The 18,837-nt window shown below is 43.5% G+C and carries 17 protein-coding genes; 5 read left to right on the top strand and 12 right to left on the bottom strand.

The genetic code is table 11. From position 1 onward, the window contains the following. Positions 1-20: 20 nt before the first annotated feature. The 11 genes from manA to MHB38_RS17055 form a co-directional block, all read right to left on the bottom strand. Positions 21-971 carry a mannose-6-phosphate isomerase, class I gene (gene manA / locus MHB38_RS17005; RefSeq protein WP_007499909.1) on the bottom strand — a complete coding sequence of 317 codons (951 nt, stop codon included), beginning with the start codon at positions 969-971 and terminating at the stop codon, positions 21-23. A gap of 147 nt (positions 972-1,118) precedes the next feature. Beyond that, positions 1,119-1,940: a carbohydrate ABC transporter permease gene (locus MHB38_RS17010; RefSeq protein WP_007499907.1), complete on the bottom strand. Its 822-nt coding sequence runs from the start codon at positions 1,938-1,940 to the stop codon at positions 1,119-1,121. Continuing rightward, entirely contained in the window at positions 1,937-2,908 is a 972-nt protein-coding gene (locus tag MHB38_RS17015) for a carbohydrate ABC transporter permease (RefSeq protein WP_341004044.1), read from the bottom strand. The genes MHB38_RS17010 and MHB38_RS17015 overlap by 4 nt, the downstream gene beginning before the upstream one ends. Positions 2,909-2,966: 58 nt before the next feature. Next, positions 2,967-4,235: an ABC transporter substrate-binding protein gene (locus tag MHB38_RS17020; RefSeq protein WP_035389707.1), complete on the bottom strand. Its 1,269-nt coding sequence runs from the start codon at positions 4,233-4,235 to the stop codon at positions 2,967-2,969. Positions 4,236-4,334: 99 nt separating this feature from the next. Next, a complete protein-coding gene (locus tag MHB38_RS17025; protein ID WP_165379168.1) occupies positions 4,335-5,756 on the bottom strand; it encodes a response regulator transcription factor in 1,422 nt (473 codons plus the stop codon). Then, positions 5,750-7,192: a sensor histidine kinase gene (locus tag MHB38_RS17030; protein WP_116306331.1), complete on the bottom strand. Its 1,443-nt coding sequence runs from the start codon at positions 7,190-7,192 to the stop codon at positions 5,750-5,752. The genes MHB38_RS17025 and MHB38_RS17030 overlap by 7 nt, the downstream gene beginning before the upstream one ends. Next, positions 7,189-8,190, bottom strand: coding sequence for a sugar-binding protein (locus MHB38_RS17035; RefSeq protein ID WP_135226388.1), 1,002 nt, complete (start codon positions 8,188-8,190; stop codon positions 7,189-7,191). The genes MHB38_RS17030 and MHB38_RS17035 overlap by 4 nt, the downstream gene beginning before the upstream one ends. 70 nt (positions 8,191-8,260) lie before the next feature. Beyond that, positions 8,261-8,716, bottom strand: a complete 456-nt coding sequence (locus MHB38_RS17040) for a GNAT family N-acetyltransferase (RefSeq protein ID WP_025208094.1) — start codon at positions 8,714-8,716, stop codon at positions 8,261-8,263. Positions 8,717-8,825: 109 nt separating this feature from the next. Next, positions 8,826-9,434, bottom strand: a complete 609-nt coding sequence (locus tag MHB38_RS17045) for a bifunctional 4-hydroxy-2-oxoglutarate aldolase/2-dehydro-3-deoxy-phosphogluconate aldolase (RefSeq protein WP_025208095.1) — start codon at positions 9,432-9,434, stop codon at positions 8,826-8,828. Then, positions 9,406-10,422 (bottom strand): sugar kinase, encoded by a 1,017-nt coding sequence (locus MHB38_RS17050; RefSeq protein WP_080995750.1) that lies wholly within the window; start codon positions 10,420-10,422, stop codon positions 9,406-9,408. Before MHB38_RS17050 ends, MHB38_RS17045 begins: the two co-directional genes overlap by 29 nt. An 86-nt stretch (positions 10,423-10,508) precedes the next feature. Next, the gene (locus MHB38_RS17055) at positions 10,509-11,519 is read right to left on the bottom strand and encodes a LacI family DNA-binding transcriptional regulator (protein ID WP_039963657.1); all 1,011 of its coding nucleotides are present in this window, start codon (positions 11,517-11,519) and stop codon (positions 10,509-10,511) included. Between the two features lie 257 nt (positions 11,520-11,776). Here MHB38_RS17055 and kduI point away from each other — a divergent pair, with 257 nt between their 5' ends. The 5 genes from kduI (at position 11,777) to MHB38_RS17080 (ending at position 17,199) form a co-directional block, all read left to right on the top strand. Next, a complete protein-coding gene (gene kduI, locus MHB38_RS17060) occupies positions 11,777-12,604 on the top strand; it encodes a 5-dehydro-4-deoxy-D-glucuronate isomerase (RefSeq protein ID WP_008343239.1) in 828 nt (275 codons plus the stop codon). Positions 12,605-12,608: 4 nt separating this feature from the next. Then, entirely contained in the window at positions 12,609-13,382 is a 774-nt protein-coding gene (kduD, locus tag MHB38_RS17065) for a 2-dehydro-3-deoxy-D-gluconate 5-dehydrogenase KduD (protein ID WP_341004049.1), read from the top strand. Between the two features lie 104 nt (positions 13,383-13,486). Then, positions 13,487-14,953 carry a spore germination protein gene (locus MHB38_RS17070; RefSeq protein ID WP_007499884.1) on the top strand — a complete coding sequence of 489 codons (1,467 nt, stop codon included), beginning with the start codon at positions 13,487-13,489 and terminating at the stop codon, positions 14,951-14,953. A 3-nt stretch (positions 14,954-14,956) separates the two neighbouring features. Next, positions 14,957-16,057: a GerAB/ArcD/ProY family transporter gene (locus MHB38_RS17075; protein WP_108611039.1), complete on the top strand. Its 1,101-nt coding sequence runs from the start codon at positions 14,957-14,959 to the stop codon at positions 16,055-16,057. Continuing rightward, complete coding sequence (locus tag MHB38_RS17080; RefSeq protein ID WP_341004052.1) at positions 16,054-17,199, top strand: Ger(x)C family spore germination protein; 1,146 nt, start codon at positions 16,054-16,056, stop codon at positions 17,197-17,199. Before MHB38_RS17075 ends, MHB38_RS17080 begins: the two co-directional genes overlap by 4 nt. Positions 17,200-17,388: 189 nt before the next feature. Here MHB38_RS17080 and MHB38_RS17085 read toward each other — a convergent pair whose 3' ends face one another. Continuing rightward, positions 17,389-18,786: a bifunctional glycosyltransferase family 2 protein/class I SAM-dependent methyltransferase gene (locus tag MHB38_RS17085; RefSeq protein ID WP_202734180.1), complete on the bottom strand. Its 1,398-nt coding sequence runs from the start codon at positions 18,784-18,786 to the stop codon at positions 17,389-17,391. Positions 18,787-18,837: the final 51 nt, after the last annotated feature.

The following is an 18,837-nucleotide window of genomic DNA, read 5'->3' on the forward strand; positions in this document are numbered from 1 at the left end:
CTCTTTTATCCTCTTTTTCTTTATATATGTGACACAATCAGTTCACAAGATCCTTCAATTGTGAAGTTCCCTGTTTCAGCAGGCAGGATAAAATGGGCTCCTTTTGGCAGCGGATATGTATGCCCATTATGCTCTAAGGACCCTTCCCCATTAATAACGCTGCACAGCAAAAACGGATAATCTTGCGATAGCTCTACTTTTTGATCAATTTCCCATTTATACACAGAGAAATATTCTGCTTCTACGAATGTTCTAATGGTCACCCCTGGACGAGTTTCTACTGATTCATCTGCATAACCGTCTACATGAGGAACCGTTGTGACATCAATGGCCTGCGTGAAGTGAAGTTCACGTTCATGGCCATTTTGGTCTTTTCGTTCATAATCATACACCCGATAGGTCGTATCTGAACTTTGCTGCGTTTCGAGAACCAGTGTGCCTTCACATAGTGCATGAATGGTACCGCTTGGCACATAATAAAAATCGCCCGGCTTAATTTTCACTCGCCGCAAAAGGCCTTCCCAATCTCCGCTGTTCATCATGGTCACAAGCTCAGTTCTCGTCCGTGCATTATGACCATAGATCATTTCTGCGCCTTCTTTGCAGTCAATGATATACCAGCACTCTGTTTTCCCAAGCTCGCCATTTTCATGTCTTTCCGCATAATCATCATCTGGATGAACTTGAACGGATAAGTCTTGGTTTGCATCTAAAATTTTTGTTAAGAGCGGAAAGCGATCGCCTTCTATTCCCCCAAACAATTCTCTGTGATTGTCCCATAGTTCGATCAACGTTTTCCCTTTATATGGACCGTCTTGCACGACACTTGGTCCGTTTGGATGAGCAGAAATTGCCCAGCATTCTCCCGTTTGATCAGAAGGAATATCATAGCCAAATTGATCCCTTAAGGCTGTACCTCCCCATATTCTCTCCTTCAATTCAGGCAGTAAAAAAATTGGTGACTGCTTCATTCAGGATGACTCCTCCCTTTGCTACCCTTTGATAATCCTTGCCTAGCATGATGAAAACTAGCAAGTCTCAACTTTTATTATGACGCTATCTAAAGAGAAGTCAATCCTTTCAGTACACCAAATGAAAACGATAACAAGAAAATCAATTTACCCTTTGACAGAGCCTGCAAGAAGCCCTTTCACAAAGTATTTTCCAAGTAGAATATAGACCAAAAGTGTTGGCAGCGCAGCCAAGATGGCACCTGCCATTTGAACATTCCATTGCACAATTTGACTGCCTGATAAATTTTGCAGTGCAACCATGACCGGCTGATTCTCTGCTGTGGTCATAGTGACCGCAAATAGAAACTCATTCCACACATTTGTGAACTGCCAAATGGCAACCACGACAAACCCTGTGATGGAAAGCGGAAGAATCATATGTCTGAAGATCCCGATAAATCCGGCCCCATCCATCTTCGCTGATTCAATCATTTCATCAGGAATGCTTACATAAAAATTGCGGAACATGAGTGTTGTGATTGGCAGGCCATATACGACATGAACAAGCACAAGTCCCGGAATGGAGTTATACAAGCCGATTTCACGTAAAAATTGAATAAGTGGAATGAGGATACTTTGATATGGAATAAACATACCAAACAACATGAAGGTAAACACCACTTCTGATCCTTTAAAGCGCCATTTAGACAGCACATAGCCATTCATCGCACCTAATACAGCTGACAATAAGGTAGCAGGAATGACTAGATAAAGAGAATTCATTAAATTGGGTGATAACTTTTCAAAAGCGATTTTGTAGCTTGAGAAATCTAGTGTAGATGGGAGCGACCACATTCGCTCAAGGGTCACTTCACCTAATGGCTTTAAGCTTGTGACGAGCATGACATAAACAGGCATGAGAAAAAACAAACTGCACAGTATTAATAAAGCATAAAGAACTGGACGGACAAACCCTCTTGCGATCATGATGAAGCCCCCTTCCGACTAGACAGGAGATACGGCACGATAAAGACCGCAACAGAAATCAGCATAACGATCGCAATGGCGGCACCACCTGCATAATGGTTTCCTCTAAAGGTCATTTCAAACATATAAACACCTGGCACATCGGTGACAAAGTTTGCACCTGGTCCTGTCATCGAGTAAATCAAATCGAAGATCTTTAAAGAAATATGTGCCATGATAATGACGACACTCGCTGTGATTGGTTTTAACAGCGGGAAAATGATTTTCCAGTAGATTTGCCACTCGGTTGCGCCATCCATTCTAGCAGCCTCTCTCACTTCCTCTGGAATACCTCTAAGACCAGCCAAATACATCGCAAGTGAGAACCCTGTCATCTGCCACACAGCAGCGATGACAACTGCAATCATTGCTGCCGGTACACCAAACTCAATTTTCCCCCAGACAAATCCAGCTAAAATGTTCGTATCCGTGTACCACTTGGGCTGGATGCCGAGTGTTTTTAAAAACAGATTCACCCCAGTTGATGGATTTAGGATCCATTGCCACACAACACCTGTGACCACAAAGGAAAGGGCCATCGGAAAGAAGAAGAGATTCCGAAAAAGTGATTCCCCCTTGATCTTCTGGTCTAGTAAAATGGCCAGTACAAGCCCAGAAGCAATGACTGCTCCAATAAAGAATAATGTAAAAAAGACCGTGTTTCGAAGATCTGACTGAAAGCGAAAATCTTGAAACAGCATGACATAATTTTTCATACCTGCGAAAGAAAAATCAGGAACAAGCGAGGTCCAGTTCGATAATGAAACATATCCTGTCCAGCCAATAAATCCATAAACAAAAATGAATAATAAAACAGCTGACGGTGCTAAAAATAGCAGGGCAAGCAGCTGGTCTCCATTCCATTTTTTCCGAACACGTTTCACTTTTGCTGCTGGTGTATTTGTGATCGGCGATGTGTCCATGCGCATGAAGCTACACTCCTTTTTTTAAAAAAGAGGCGGTGCCTAACGGCCGCCTCTTTCATCTTTATTTCATTGAATCTTTTAAAGAAGAAACGAACTGACTGCTGTCTTTTTGTGTCACGAAAATATTGACGGCTTGGTTCGCCTTCGTGACAAAACCTTCTTCAGCAGCTGAGCCATGCGCAAGAGACGGTGCCAGCTTTGACTCTTTAAACGCCTTCATTGCTGATTTTCCGTATTCATCATATTTTGATACATCTGCATCCACACGTGCCGGTATGGACCCTTTCAGCGGATTAAACGCATCCTGTCCTTCCACAGATCCTAAGACAGATAAGAATTTTTTCACGTTTTCTGGTTGTTTGACACCCTTCGGCAGTCCGAATGTATCCGTGATGACCATAAAGCTGCCCTCCGTACCAGGAGTTGCCACGTATCCAAAGTCTTTATTCACCTTCAAATCTAAATCATTCACAAAATATCCTTTTGCCCAATCGCCCATGACATTCATTGCAGCTTCCCCTTTTGCCACGAGTTGTGAGGCATCCTGCCAGTTACGCGAGCTATGATCGTCGTTGACGTATTCGAGCATACGTCCAAAGATGTCTGCCGCTTCCTTCACTTTTGCATCATCCATTTTTAAGTCGCCCGCCCAAAGTTTTTGATAGTCATCTGCACCTAGTACACCTAGAAGAACGCTTTCAAACAAATGAGTCGCTGCCCAAGGTTCTTTATCCCCCAGCGCAAGTGGTGTAATCCCTTTTTTCTTTAAGGCATCGGCTGTTTTGAAAAATTCATCAAACGTCGTTGGCGGCTCTAAGCCCTGATCTTCAAATACTTTTTTGTTATACCAAAGCACATTGCCTCTATGAATATTCACTGGAACGGAATAGATTTTCCCGTCTTTGCTCACAAGGTCAATCAGTGATTCTGGAAATTTATCCTTCCAGCCTTCTTTCTCATAAAGGTCATCCAGCGGCTCCATTTTACCTGCGGCTACCCAGCTCTCATTCAGCTCTGCTCCCCCGTGTACTTGGAAAGTAGCTGGCGGATCATCTCCTTGCATCCGGCTTGTTAGAACAGCCTTTGCATTCGTACCAGCGCCACCAGCGACAGCTGCATTTTCAATTGGAATGTCTTTATTTTTCTCTTCAAACAATTGAATGAGTGCCTTCAGCCCGTCTTCCTCACCTGCACCAGTCCACCAAGAGAAAATTTCTAGTTTCTCCGCTCCGCCCTCTTTTTTTGCATCTGAGTTCGTCGATGAACTGCAAGCAGAGACGACCAGCATACAGAGTGCCAATAAAGTAAAGCCTAATTTAAACTTCATCATGGATCCCCCATCCCTATTTTGTAAGCGTTATCAAAATAAGTATACTGGCAGATCCTTTCCTTTTTTCAGGCAAACTTCTTCACTTTTTTATGAAATTCTTCATTTTTTTACGACCTGTTTTCGATATTCCTTCGGTGAACAGCCAACCATTTTTTTAAACACACGACTGACGTAATTCGGATCAGTATATCCTGCTTGATAGGTGATTTCTTTTAAACTAAGCGAACTCTCTTTCAGTAGCTTCTTCACTTTATCCATTCTACAGGTCGTCACATATTCTTTAAACGTCAGACCTGTCTCATCCTTAAAGCGTTTGGTGAAATACGTCGGGCTTAAATCAACATAGGCGGCCGTTTGCTCCAGCGTAATATGTTCGCAAAAATGTGTTTGAATGTATCGTTTCGCCCGTTCCATATCATTCACCGTCTGGGTTCTTGCTTCATACAGATCAAATAAATGTTCACAGCATTGGCGGCATTCTGTTTCTGTTGTGATAGCTAGAATCGGCACATCTGCACGAAGTCGTGATTTGAGTAAAATGAGCAGCTCTTTCACATGAGAAATGGTTGCCCCTTCTAATTGGAAGGCATCATAGTAAGCAAGAGCATCATCTCTTCTCCCTTCTTCTAGTGCCAGCATCATGTCATCGGCAAGCTCAGGCAAGTTGATCAATACGTAAGATTGTCTATCTGTATAGTAAAAGCCATAACGAACCGCACCGTCATCTTTTTTTCGCTGATAATAGGAAAGCTTCGCTTCTGCCGCACTTTTCTGAAGTTGAAGTGGATTTGAGACAGGATGACCCATGCCAACAATGACAGGGGAATGCTGCGCGCTTGTCATGGCAGCGCGAATGGCTTGCAGTACATTCGCCTTTAGATGACCAGGTGATTGACGGCAGTAAATCAAGCATGTGAACAGCTCACCGCTCACTTTGATAGGCACTGCTTGAAAAAGAGCAGACTCCTGCAAATGATTCAGGAGTTGATCCCCGCCTGTCCGCTGAACAGCGATCACTAGACCTGCTTGAAAATCCTGAAACAGCCGCTCAAACGCTGTGGAGGAATAAGATTGACCGTTCACCACATGAGCTTCCAGCCATTTTGACTGCTGATTGACTTTCTCCGCCTGCCGCAGGGAGACCTCCTGCTGAATTTCTGCCGCAACAGAACGAATCGCTGTAATGGTTTCGTCTTTATCAGCTGGTTTGACAAGGTATTGTTTGACCCCTTCCTGCATGGCTTGCTTGGCATAATCAAACGTATCGTAGGCTGTCAGCATAATAAATTTAGTATGAGGACAGCTTACTTTGATCTGTTTGATCGCTGTGAGTCCATCCATGCCTGGCATCTGAATATCCATGAGCACAAGGTCAATTGACTTAGACTGCGCCAATTCCACCGCCTTTTTTCCATTCGCAGCTTCCCCTGCAATATGACAGTCTGGCAGCCATTCGGTCATGAACTTACGCATCGCCATTCGTTCAATTTTTTCATCATCCACAATCAGCACGTTCAGCATGCTCGTTCCTCCTTGATTGGTATTGTCAATTGAATGGTGGTCCCTTCGTTTGGCTTTGAATCAATTTGAAGGGCATCCTGCACTCCGTAAAACAAACGCAGCCTCGACATCACATTTCGAAGACCAATTCCTGTCGAGTGACCTTTACTATGTGTGTCTTGATGATCTTCTTCCTCTTGCGATAGCAATCTCTTTTTCTCTTGATCACTGATGCCAAGTCCATTATCCCGAATCCGAATCATGACAAAGCCATCATCTCGATCAATAGAGAGCTCTACAAGCCCCTCCTCCTCTTTTGGTTCTACCCCATGAATAAAGGCATTTTCGACAAGCGGCTGCAATGTGAGGCTCGGAATGTGAACAGATAGACACGACTCATCTATGGTCGTTTTGCATGTAATACGATCGGAAAATCTTGTTTCTTGTATATGAAAATATTCTTTTACCACTTTCACTTCTTGTTCTAACGTAACAGATGCGCTGAGAGGAGATAGAGAATACCGCATCAGCGTAGAAACGGATTGTATCAATCTCGATGTCGCATCAGCTGATTCTAAGTACGCCATACGTGAAACGATGTTTAATGTATTAAATAAAAAATGTGGATTCATTTGATTTTGCAGTGTTTTCAGCTTCATGTCTTTAATTTTCTGATCTAAAGCGGCCTTTTGCTTCATCTCTTCAATCATTACCTTCATCTCTCGCCGCATTCGCTCAAAGGCATGATTTAACACAGAGATTTCGTCCTTTGATGACACATGCAAATTCGGACCATCAAAATTTCCTTCTGATACTTCTTTGGCACTTCGTGATAGATGAACGATCGGTCTTGAAATTCCGCCCGCAATGATATAGGCCATCCATAAAGCGATACCTATCGATAATGTAAACAGACATAGAGTAAAAAGCGCATACGTTTGATGTCTTTTTTGAAGGGATTGGTAGAGTACTTGATACTCGGATAATTCATCATCCAAAAGAGTCATTGTCTGCTCTTGGATATAAGAGGACACGGTTCTTACTTCTTTCACACTTGCAGCATATTCTTTGATTTTCCCTTCTTTGACATGATTCATTGTCGCATCACTTTCGTTTATGAGCGTCCGCATCATATATCGATATTTTTCAATGGAGGGGATGGCGGCATGAAGCCCTGCATCTTTGAGTAATGTTTGATCATATGATGTCATTTTCTGTTTTGATTCAGCATACCCCTTGGCAAACGCCTGATCCTTTTCGATGGCAAAGGCGTTGACCTTTTCATACATCGTTTTTGCTTCTGTCGAAATATCATTCAGCAGGAGAAAGGAACGAAAGCTCTTGCTATATTCTGATGTGATTTTTGAACTGCTCCAATACACAAAAAAAGCGGCCACATTACCAAGGAGCACAAGAATTAAAAATGCCAATAATAATTTACTTCGTATTTTTCTCATGGCTGAACCCCCTGTGGTCTTTCCATTTGATGAAGGGGCAGGTCTCCTCGCCGAATCACACTCGTCCCTGTGTACTGAAGCGGTTCTTGTTTATCCCCTTGTTGCAAACGAACAAGAGATTCAACCGCTTGATAGCCCATTTCATAAGGGTGCTGTACAACCACTGCATCAATTTTCCCATCATCCAGCGCTTGAATCGTATCAGGCAGAGTATCAAATGCGAGCACATAAACATCTTTAGACGAATGATATTGCTCTGTTGCTTGAATAATGCCGACACCATCTAATGCACTTGTTCCATAAAATGCGGTGAGCTGCGTATGATCATTTAACAATTTATACGCAGCACCGGAAGCACCTGATTTCGTAATCGCCGACTCTTCTATTCCAGCAATATGAATGCGTTTCTCACCAGAAACGGCATCTCGAAACCCCTTCACGCGAAGCTTCTGGTGAATCGCATCAAGCCGTCCCGTCACAATGCCCACATACTGCTCGCCTTTTGTATCAGCGATGAGTGCCTGTCCGGCGATAAAACCGGAATAATAGTTATCTGTTCCGACATACACTTGACGCTTGCTCCCCTCTGCATCGGTATCGACTGTGACGACATCTATACCTTTCTCTCTTGCTTTTTGAAAGAGCGGTTTGTATCTCTTTGCATCAAGCCCTTGCGTCATAATGCCATCCACATGACCAGCAATTGCCATATCAATGGTTTTCAGGTGATCATCCAAATCAGCCTGCTTTGGACCTAGGTATTCAAGATACACCCGATGAACTTCCGCCGCATCAGCAGCTCCCTTTTGCACCAATTGCCAATATTCATTATCAAGTTCCTCTGGTACAAGAACAAAGTGATATTGATAAGTTGATACCGCCTCATCGGAAGCGCTTTCAATTTTAACTAAATCTTGACCTAATATAGATAAAAAAAGAACAGATACGACACAAAATGTGAGAAATGCGCCCATTCCGAACAACTTCGACCATTTCATTCACATTCTCCTCCTTCCATTGTTGCCGCATAAAAAAAGAGCTGCTTATAAAAGCATACTCTCTCGACCTCTATAATTCCTTTGTCATAAATAAACTGTTCGGATCTTCTTGGTATGAACCAAAAGGCGGACAATATTGAAATCCAAAACTTTCATATAATTTTCTTGCCGGTTCAAAGAAAGCAATCGCACCTGTTTCAAGGCTGACTCTTTTATACCCCCGCCGCTTCGCCTCTTGGAGAAGGTGGGTCAACAGATGCTTCGCCACCCCTTTTCGCATATGGGCTGCTGCCGTCCTCATCGATTTGAGTTCACCATGTTCACTTGATAGCTCCTTGATGGCTCCGCAGCCAAGAAGCACCTCGCCATCCCTTGCACTCCATACTGTGACATCTTGTTTTTTCAGATCGTCTAACGGAAGGGCATGAATGCTTTCTGGCGGTGAATGTTTTTTCATCTCTTCTAAATGAGCTTGAATCAATTGTTCAATTTGACCATCTTTTAGTTCATCTTGTTGAATGTACATATCGACCTCTCCTTTATGCTCATTTTACGTGAAAAGAAGTGCCTTCCCATCTTTTATGTCAGATAAACGAACAAACAACCGGCAGTCATCCGCCGGTTGTTTATGTGAACTACATGATGGTGGAAGAAAGAACAGCTTGTAATTCTTCTGCTGTACTGCTTTCAAGCTGGCTGCCGACACCTACTGCCACGGCTCCTGCTTCAAGCCACTTTGGCACATCGACTGGATGAATGCCTCCTGTTGGGATGAACTCAATCTCTGGAAACGGACCTTGCAAATTTTTCATATAGGACAAACCGAAGGAGCCGCTCGGAAAAAGCTTTAACACGCTGTATCCATTTGCTTTTGCCTGCATAATTTCACTCGGGGTCAAAACACCTGGAACGTAAAGTGTATCGTGAAAAGATAGGTGCTCTCCGATGACAGGAAGATATCCCGGGCTGACGATAAATTGAGAGCCGGCTTCAATGGCTGATTGTGCCTGCTCAAGCGTTGTAATCGTTCCGGCTCCGACAATCAAGTCGTGGTCATGCTGGTAAGATGCAATGATCCGCTCTGCATTAGGCGTGGTATATGTCACTTCGATGGCCCGCACCCCTTTTTTCTTTAAACGACCAATCATCTCTATCCCGTCTGCTTCACTAGCTGCTCTGACCACCGCAATGAGTTTACAAGCTGCGAGCTTCTCTTTAACGCTCATACTTGCTGACTTTCCCATACCTCTCATCTCCCTTCATATCGTGTCGCCTTTGATATCGTTTGGCTTCTTTTATAAATGCCTGAAGCTCTTTTCGAGTCGGCAGTCCCTCGTGATCTCCTGGGGACATGACTGCAAGTGCTCCAATGGCATTGCCTCTTGTCACCGATTTTTCATATGATAATCCGTCCAGTAGACCGCTCATCACTCCCACTGCAAATCCATCACCAGCTCCGACTGTATCCACGACATGAGACACATGGAAACCATCCACTACACCTTGGCCGGATGCACTTTTGAAATAGGCTCCTTCCGCTCCCAGTTTAATGACCACAAGCTTGACACCTTTTTGTAAATAAACATCCGCAATCGCTTCCGGCTCATGACATCCTGTGAGTCTTTGACCTTCTGCAAGCCCAGGGAAAAACCAATCTACTTGAGCAGCCATCTGATTCACCGTATGAATCATGTCTTCTTCCTCTTCCCATAGTTGAAGTCTCAGGTTCGGGTCAAAGGAAATGGTTTTTCCTGCTTCTTTCATTTCTTTAAGGGCATGAAAAGAAAACGCTCTCATTTCACTAGACACAGCAGGCGGGATTCCGGTCATATGAAGATGTCCTGCCTGCTGAAAATAAGTGGACGGGAAATCGCTTGCGTTCAATGTGCTCGCAGCAGAGCCTTTTCGGTAGTACGTCACATCAGGGTCTCCATCGATGACTTTTGATTTAAGCAATATCCCTGTTTTGGCTCCATCATTTGAACGGAGTACTGCCTCAGTATCGACCCCTTCTTTTTGAAGCTCTTCTAAAATAAATGTACCAAGTGAGTCCGCCCCGACCTTGCTCATCCAGCCTACGCTAAAGCCTAATCTTGCCAAACCGACCGCAACATTACTCTCTGCACCAGCAAGTGCTTTTTGAAACGTATGCACTTGGTGAAGCTCGCCAATTTCTTTTGCATAAAACATCGCCATTGATTCCCCAAATGTGATCACATCCAATGCTTTCACTCATTTCTCCCCTTTCTTGGTACCGGTTTCAAAACAGTTGAAAAAGAGAGAGCATGCACGTATGTATACTCTTCTCTGCCTAACGTTTATAAAGATTTTCTCACAATGATTTCTCCATCAAGTTGAATGGTCTGGGGTGCACTCTTATCCCCTTCAAGACGCGTCTTGATTTTTTGCATCGCCGCTTTCCCCATCTCATGAGATGGCTGCGCCACCGTAGTGATGCCTGGCCCGATCAGCTTATACCATTCTGTATCATCAAATCCGGCAATGCCTATCTCCTCAGGAATCTTCACCCCAAGATCGACGAGTTCACTGATGAGCTTCAGCATGAGTAATCCATTGCCTGCTAAAATCGCTTTTTTCTGATGGTTTGATTGTAAAAAACGACAAATCTCATCTCGCATTTGTTCCTTTTGCTTCAAATTGATTTCTGCAATCATAGGTTTCTTATGTTGACTCATCGCCGTCTGTTCATAGGCTTCTTTTCGTTCTTCACGAGGACTAATCCCATCGACCGGCTCAGTAAAGAAAGCGATGTGTTCGTAGCCTTTTTCAACCATTTGATGAAGTAGACGAGCCGTGATGTCACGGTTATTCGTTGTGACGGTATCGACCTTGAGTTCAGGTAACTTACGGTCAACAAGAACAATCGGTACACCGTTTTGCTTAAAGTCTTGCAAAATGTCATTGTTTTGACCGGTCGTATTAATGATCAGTCCTTCAATATAATGCGCATGCAGCTTCAGTAGCATTTCTCGTTCTTTTTCTGGACGATTATCTGTGTTGCACACCATGATGCTGTATCCATATTCATCACAAATCTCTTCCACACCACGAAGTGTCGCAACAGAGAATGGGTTCGTAATATCAGCCACAATAAAACCAATGACCTTGCTCTTTCTTACTTTCAATCCTTGGGCAAGCTGACTCGGACGATAATGGAGCTCCTCAATGGCTTTTTTAATCTTTTTTACCTTTTCAGGAGAAATTTCATTTGTTCTGCCATTGATGTATCTGGATACCGTTGATTTTGAGACACCTGCATATGCTGCAACTTCGTTAATGGTGACTTTCGTTTGCTTTTTCTCTTTCATACAAAAAACTCCCAAGATCGATCTTCTCATTTGTTTCGAAACCGATTTCAAATAAACTTAAAAAAAGCATACCACAAGTTAAGCTGTATCAGAAGATTTTTTTCATAAAAATGAAGAAAAAAAGCTTTTATACAAATAAAGAAAGCGATTTCAAATTAACGGTTGACGCCGCTCTCTTTTTCCTCTAGAATTTTCCTTGAAACCGATACCAATTAAAACAATTATATGTTTCAGATGGAAAGGGAGGCTTATCTCAAATGGAAAATCGTTATGCTGTACATCCTGAGCAGGTCAAGCGTTTTACAACAGAGGAACTTCGTCGTCATTTTCATATTCCGATACTTTTTGTCAGTGGTGAATTGAAGCTGTATTATTCGCATGAGGACCGTGTGGTGATTGGCGGTGTTATGCCGACATCAGAACCGATCAAGCTAGATGCCGGCGACTTTTTACGTACAGAATATTTCCTTGAAAGACGGGAAATTGGCATTGTAAATGTCGGCGGCCAAGGTACGGTCACGGTCGATGGTGAGTCATTTGTGCTGGAGCATAAAGATTTCTTATATATTGGACTTGGACACGAACATGTACAGTTTGCTAGTTCATCAGGTGAGCAGGCCAAATTTTATCTTGTGTCAGCCACCGCTCATAGAGCGTATCCGACACAAAAGGCTGCGATCGCGGAATTAACACCGAATCATTTAGGGGAAGCATCCGCCTCGAACGTACGGAATCTGTATCAGGTCATTCATGCAGACGGCATCCAAAGCTGCCAGCTTATGATGGGCATCACTCAGCTTGAAACCAATAACACATGGAACACGATGCCTGCTCATATACATGACCGGCGGATGGAAGTGTACTTATATCTTGATATAGAGGAAGACGCACGTGTCTTTCATTTTATGGGGGAGCCATCTGAAACGAGACATCTCGTTGTGGCAAATGAAGAAGCCGTCATCTCACCTGCCTGGTCCATTCATTCAGGCTCAGGTACAGCAAATTATTCATTTATTTGGGCAATGGCGGGAGAAAACTATACGTTTAAAGATATGGACTTTGTCCCGATGGACCAGCTGAGGTAATGAGATGACGACGACATCATATGTAGCGTCCCTCTTTTCCCTCGAAGGCAAAACAGCTCTTGTCACAGGTCCTGGAACTGGTATTGGGCAAGGGATTGCCGTAGCGCTTGCCCGTTCAGGTGCAGATATCATCGGCACCTACCACCATACGCCGCTTGATGAAACAAAAGAACTTGTCGAACAGACCGGCAGATCATTTCATGCGATTCAAGTAGACTTTTCAGATCCTCAGTCCGCAAAGCGGGATGTTGATGCCCTTTTAAAGCAGCATTCAATTGATATTTTGATTAATAATGCTGGGACCATTAAAAGAGAAGAGGCCACTCAATATTCAGAGGAAAACTGGCATACTGTGATGGATGTGAATATCAACAGTCTCTTTTTCCTCACGCAAAAGGTCGGACAGCAGATGCTGAAAAAAGGGCGAGGGAAAATTGTCAATATCGCTTCCCTTCTATCATTTCAAGGTGGTGTCTTTGTTCCCGCTTATACAGCAAGTAAGCATGCTGTCGCAGGTTTGACGAAAGCTTTTGCAAATGAATGGGCAAGTCAGCATATTCAGGTGAACGCGATCGCGCCTGGTTATATTGCAACCAATAACACGCAAGCCATTCGTGACGACGCGAACCGGAATGAAGAGATTCTGAAACGAATCCCCGCTGGACGCTGGGGAAGGCCTGAAGATCTAGCAGGTGCCGCCGTCTTTCTCAGCTCCCCTGCATCTGATTATATGAACGGGCATATTTTAGCCGTAGATGGCGGCTGGCTGGCGAGATAAACATGTGAAGAGAATTCCTATTTTAGGGGATTCTCTTTTTTCTATTTGCATAATTCTTCTCCTTCCGAGTCACTCTATAAAAAAAGACATGAGGGTGAGGTATTATGAAAAGTCGTATTGAACAAGATATAGAGTCCGTCATTCAGCGTGTCAAAAGCTTTGCCGGCAAAAGTGATGATATCGTGTTCCACTCTTTTTCATTTGGTCCTTCCGCTGTCTCTGCATGTCTCGTGTACGTTGAAGGACTCACAGAATTTGAGATGCTTTCCAAACAAATCATTTCACCTATGCAAAAGGAACTGACCATCACCGAGGTCGACCACACCACACTTTCTTCCCTTTCTAAAACGTTCTTTGGCATTCAAAATGATGTGCTGGAAGATATGAACCTTGCCATCGAGCAGTTATACAGCGGCAGGGCTATTTTATTTGTGGATAGAGCCACTCAAGCGCTTGCGCTCCATACGAATCTTTTTCAATTTAGAGAAGTAGAGGAGCCGCAATCAGAAGTCCTTGTAAGAGGACCCCGGATTGGATTTATTGAAAATCTTGAAAAAAACACGGCATTGCTTCGTGAAAGAGCAAATGATCCGAACCTTGTCATTCAAAAGGTAAACATAGGAACTCGCAACAAGAAATCTGCTGCTCTTGTGTATGTTCGTGATATCGCAGACCCCAAACTAGTAGATGATGTATTCTCTCGTATGAAGCAAATCAAAATGGATGATATTCCTGAGTCCGGCTATATTGAACAGTTGATTGAAGACAGTCATGTCTCTATTTTTCCACAGATTCAAAATACAGAACGTCCTGATCGGGTGATTGCCTCTGTGCTCGAAGGAAAGGTGTCTATTTTGCTCGATGGGACGCCGTTTGCCCTCATTATGCCGATGACTCTCACTGCCTTGATGCAATCACCGGAGGATTATTATCAAAGATGGACAAGTGCGACTCTTTTACGTTTGCTCCGTTATATTGCCGTGCTTTTGACGATCTTTTTACCGGGACTCTATATCGCCCTTGTTTCCTATCATCCTGGTTTATTACCAACACGAATGGCACTTACCATCGCAGGCAGCCGGCAAAATGTGCCCTTTCCTCCAGTAGTGGAAGCCATTTTGATGTCGTTTACGATTGAACTGCTGCGGGAAGCTGGACTTCGTCTTCCTAGGGCGATTGGGCAGACGATTGGACTGATTGGCGGCGTCATTATTGGACAGGCGGCTGTCCAAGCCAATATCGTCAGTGCCTTAATGGTCATTATTGTGTCTCTGACGGCACTAGCCGATTTCACTGCTCCATCATATGATTTCAGCTTTCCCTTACGCATCCTGCGGTTTATGGCGATCTTCAGTTCAGCCATGTTTGGATTATACGGCCTCATCATGTGTTATTTATTTGTACTTTGTCACTTGATGCAGCTAAAGACCTTTGGTTTTGACTATTTCACACCTGTTTTGTCTTCACCGTTTTCAGATTTAAAAGATACGTACGTTCGTTTACCAATAGGGCTATTTAAATCGAGACCGAAAACAGCCAAGACAAAAAATCTCAAAAGACAAGGAGATTAAACGATGTACAGAGCTGAGAAGCTATCATTGTTACAAGTCACCATTCTGTGCAGTTCTACAATGATAGGCGCTGGAATTTTAACCATTCCACGCAGTTCTGCCAATTCAGGATTCCCTGATGGCTGGATCATTGTATTGATACAGGGAGTCATCTTTGCTTTCGTTGCTTTTTTGCTAGGTTGGATTGCGGAGAAGAATGCACCGGATACCATTTTTGAATCGAATACAAAAGGAGCCGGTGCCTTCTTTGGCACGATCTTTAATTTGATGCTGGTCGGTTATTTGCTAGCCATTGTTGGTTTTGAGGCGCGTGTACTGGGGGAAGTGGTTCAATTTTTCCTGCTGCAATCGACCCCGATGACCGTGATTGTGATGATTTTTTTACTGGTGGCCACCTATCATTTGAAAAGCGGAATTTTTCCGGTAGTGAAAATGGTGACATATATTTATCCGATGACCATGATCATTTACATTGGGCTCATGCTGTTTAGTTTGAAAATATTTGATTTTGATTACTTACGCCCGGTAATGGCTCACGGGTTTAAAGATTTTAGTAATTTGTTCTCTCAAACATTTATTCAATTTACAGGCTTTGAAGTCATTTTGTTTGTCGTACCGCTTATCTATAAAGACAAATGGTCAAAAGCGAAATGGGCCGCAGCGATCGGTGTAGGGATCACCACACTTATTTACTCCCTCACGCTCTTTATTGTGATTGGTTCCATGACGGTTGGAGAAACGAAATCACTCACCTGGCCCACTGTCTCACTCATTCAAGCGCTAGAACTAGAAGGGGTCTTCATTGAACGCTTTGATATTTTCTTACTGACGATCTGGACGTGCCAGCAGTTTATTTGTATGCTTGGCTTTTTCCAATTTGCGATTAAAGGATGTCAAACGGTGTTTAAGACAACCAATTTAACGAGACTGCTATGGTTGCTGTTTTTGCTGACCTCAGCTCTCTCTCTTTTTCCGAGAAATATCAATGAAGTCTTTTACTACTCGACTTTACTCGGCTATGCATTATTCGCTGTTTTGGCGATTCCTTTTATAACAGCTATTCTGCTCATGATACGTAAAAAATGGGGAGGTCGATCTGCATGAAAGGGAGGCGTTTATGGCTCATCTTTTTGTCTTGCTGTCTTTTGCTTTTATCGACAGGTTGCTGGGACTTAAAAGATATTGAGAAATTATCGTTTGTGCGCGGTGTTGGCATTGACGAGGAAGATGATAACGGAGTCAAACTCACCTATCAAAACCTTGTCCCTAAAATGGGCGGAACACAAGAAGCAGACTCCCCTGGCTATGTGAATGTCGTCTCAAAGGGGAAAAATGTACTGGAAGCAGTCAGCAATGTCGCTTTGAAGGACCCGCCGATTTACAGTGATCACCTCAAAATCTTTTTGTTTGGCAAAGATCAAGCCGAGCATCATGATATTCAAGGGACACTCAACCACTTTATACGAGATGATGAGGTTCGAAGAAGCAGTTACCTCCTAGTGTCACGGCACGAAGCATCAAAAGTCATCAACCAAAAATTAAAATCACAGCAAAAGGTTCCAGTTGAGCATATTTTTGAAACATCAAAAAACCGGAGCTTTAACGGGAAGATTTTACTGCCAACACGTATTGGCCGAGCGTCGGATTACTTTCAGATGGGTACAAGCTTTCTTGTCCAAAGTGTGGATGTCGTAAACGGAGAACTCACCTATGATGGTGCAGGCATTATCCATGGAAAAACACGAAAGCTGATAGGATTCATTCCAGCAAAAGATGTCCAATCTTTAAACTGGGTCATGAATCGCATCTCAGGCGGAGTCGTACCCGCCACCTACAAAGGCTTTCCGATTACGTATGAAATCAAGAAAGCAAAGTCCAAGATTGAACCCTATCTGAAGAACGGAAAGATCTCCTTTAAAATTAGTGTACAAACAAACGGGAAACTATCAGAAGATCAATATCCCCCTGAAAACTCATACGATGAGCAATACATCCAACGATTTGAGCGCATTTTTGAACGCAAAATCAAAGAGCGCATTCAAAAAGCTGTCCACCACATGCAAAAAGAAGTTGGTGTTGACCCGATCCTTTTAAATCGGCAGGTGCGCATCAAGTATCCAGACTTTTGGGATCAGCACCGCAATGAATGGGATACACTATTTCAAGAAGTAGACATTGCATATGACGTCAAAGTGAGCATTTTGAACTTTGGTGCAGAAGGCGCAACGAAAAACTTTAAATGGTAGCACAAAAGGCGGTCATCCGCCTTAGATGGTTGACAAAGGGCTAAAGTGAACTTTGTTTTAGCCCTTTGTCTTCTTTTCAGCGTGATAGAAAGAAGGACGAGTACCGGAGCAGAGCGAATGAAGGATTCGCGAGCACCGGCGCAGAGGACTGACAAAAAATGCGAGGGTTTGCCTACACGCTGAGGCGGATTACCCGGAGGGGGAACCGCCTTTTTTACGTGCAACGATCAAAAGCTGATAGAGCGTCACTTGATCAGATAATGCTTTTGTTTGAAAGCCAAGTGACTCTCCTACTCTCGCCACTTCGTCAAAAAACAATTGAACGTTTTGATCAATTGGCACATTGATCGGCTGTTCAATCACGCGATGAAACAAATGGTCTGGAAAGAGCGCCCGCATTGTGTTTGGTGTGAAAAATCTCATATGTGTTCGATCTAAAATCCCCACATCTTGATACGTAAAATCACCTGCCATTAAAGGCAGCAGTACTTCCGCATGCATCATGTTAGGTAAGCAGCAAATGATCACGCCTCCTGGTTTTAAAGACGCATGCGCTTGAGCAATCATCTGCCATGGGTCTGACACATGCTCTAACACATCAGAAAAGATCACAGCATCAAAAAAAACTTCTTTCTCTGACCAAGGATACGCCTCCGCTTTTGTCTCAATCACTTCTTTGTAATACGCCTTTGCCATCTCTGCTTTTAATGCATCCGCCTCTACTCCGTACATGTCAACGGACTGCCGGTTGATCAGTTCAAGTCCTGTCGCCCCAGCACCGCAGCCAACATCCAGCACACATCCGGCATCCTCAGGGAGCAGTGCTGCAAAATATGGATGGGGCGTTATCAGATTTAAATCAATGCCCCATTTATCTAAAAAACGAAGCCTGTTCTCCGCAAACAACGTAGAGATGTTCGTTTCTTCATTGGCATTGAAGGTAGCATGACCGTGATGATGTACAAATGAATCATGGACGATTTGCAGCTGGTATCCCTTTAGCAAAGAACGCAGACAAAGGTCATCATCCTCAAATGATCCATATACAAACCGCTCATCAAATAACCCTACATCCTCGATCAGCTCTCTTTTGACCAGCAAACAAAAACCAACAAGTCTATGCACATATGTTCTTTGACCTTTTCTCGAAGCCGTATATGCCTTTGCAAAGGCAGGAAGCTCCTTCACATCTGTGTAAGATGGCTGAACGAGCTGAGGACCACTTACATAATTGGAGACAGGCCCTACCATGCCAATACGCTCTGATGCAAAAAGGGCTTCTCTTAAAGGCAAAAGCCAGTTTTCGGTCACAATCGTGTCGTTATTTAAAAAAAGAATACTATCTCCTGTTGCCTTTTTCGCCCCTTGGTTACAGCCCTTGGCAAAGCCTTGATTCTTCTCGTTGTCAATCAACACGACATCTTCCAGTTGTCTCACATATTCCTTTGTTCCGTCTGATGAAGCATTATCCACGATAATGAGTTCATATTCATCACGCCGAGTATGCTTCTTGATACTGTCGATACATTTTTTCGTTAGGTGCAGTTCATTGTACGTCAGCATCACAATGCTCGTTTTTCCTTTCATCTCATTTCCACCTTTCGCCCGCCTGTTCCATATGTATGTCATAGGCAGCAC

This window comes from Bacillus sp. FSL K6-3176 (assembly GCF_038003325.1).
GTDB lineage: Bacteria > Bacillota > Bacilli > Bacillales > Bacillaceae > Bacillus > Bacillus altitudinis.

Bases quoted from the DNA above. Each gene is read 5' to 3' on its own strand.
- manA (WP_007499909.1), bottom strand. From the start codon at position 971: ATGAAGCAGTCACCAATTTTTTTACTGCCTGAATTGAAGGAGAGAATA.
- MHB38_RS17010 (WP_007499907.1), bottom strand. From the start codon at position 1,940: ATGATCGCAAGAGGGTTTGTCCGTCCAGTTCTTTATGCTTTATTAATA.
- MHB38_RS17015 (WP_341004044.1), bottom strand. From the start codon at position 2,908: ATGCGCATGGACACATCGCCGATCACAAATACACCAGCAGCAAAAGTG.
- MHB38_RS17020 (WP_035389707.1), bottom strand. From the start codon at position 4,235: ATGATGAAGTTTAAATTAGGCTTTACTTTATTGGCACTCTGTATGCTG.
- MHB38_RS17025 (WP_165379168.1), bottom strand. From the start codon at position 5,756: ATGCTGAACGTGCTGATTGTGGATGATGAAAAAATTGAACGAATGGCG.
- MHB38_RS17030 (WP_116306331.1), bottom strand. From the start codon at position 7,192: ATGAGAAAAATACGAAGTAAATTATTATTGGCATTTTTAATTCTTGTG.
- MHB38_RS17035 (WP_135226388.1), bottom strand. From the start codon at position 8,190: ATGAAATGGTCGAAGTTGTTCGGAATGGGCGCATTTCTCACATTTTGT.
- MHB38_RS17040 (WP_025208094.1), bottom strand. From the start codon at position 8,716: ATGTACATTCAACAAGATGAACTAAAAGATGGTCAAATTGAACAATTG.
- MHB38_RS17045 (WP_025208095.1), bottom strand. From the start codon at position 9,434: ATGGGAAAGTCAGCAAGTATGAGCGTTAAAGAGAAGCTCGCAGCTTGT.
- MHB38_RS17055 (WP_039963657.1), bottom strand. From the start codon at position 11,519: ATGAAAGAGAAAAAGCAAACGAAAGTCACCATTAACGAAGTTGCAGCA.
- kduI (WP_008343239.1), top strand. From the start codon at position 11,777: ATGGAAAATCGTTATGCTGTACATCCTGAGCAGGTCAAGCGTTTTACA.
- kduD (WP_341004049.1), top strand. From the start codon at position 12,609: ATGACGACGACATCATATGTAGCGTCCCTCTTTTCCCTCGAAGGCAAA.
- MHB38_RS17070 (WP_007499884.1), top strand. From the start codon at position 13,487: ATGAAAAGTCGTATTGAACAAGATATAGAGTCCGTCATTCAGCGTGTC.
- MHB38_RS17075 (WP_108611039.1), top strand. From the start codon at position 14,957: ATGTACAGAGCTGAGAAGCTATCATTGTTACAAGTCACCATTCTGTGC.
- MHB38_RS17080 (WP_341004052.1), top strand. From the start codon at position 16,054: ATGAAAGGGAGGCGTTTATGGCTCATCTTTTTGTCTTGCTGTCTTTTG.
- MHB38_RS17085 (WP_202734180.1), bottom strand. From the start codon at position 18,786: ATGAAAGGAAAAACGAGCATTGTGATGCTGACGTACAATGAACTGCAC.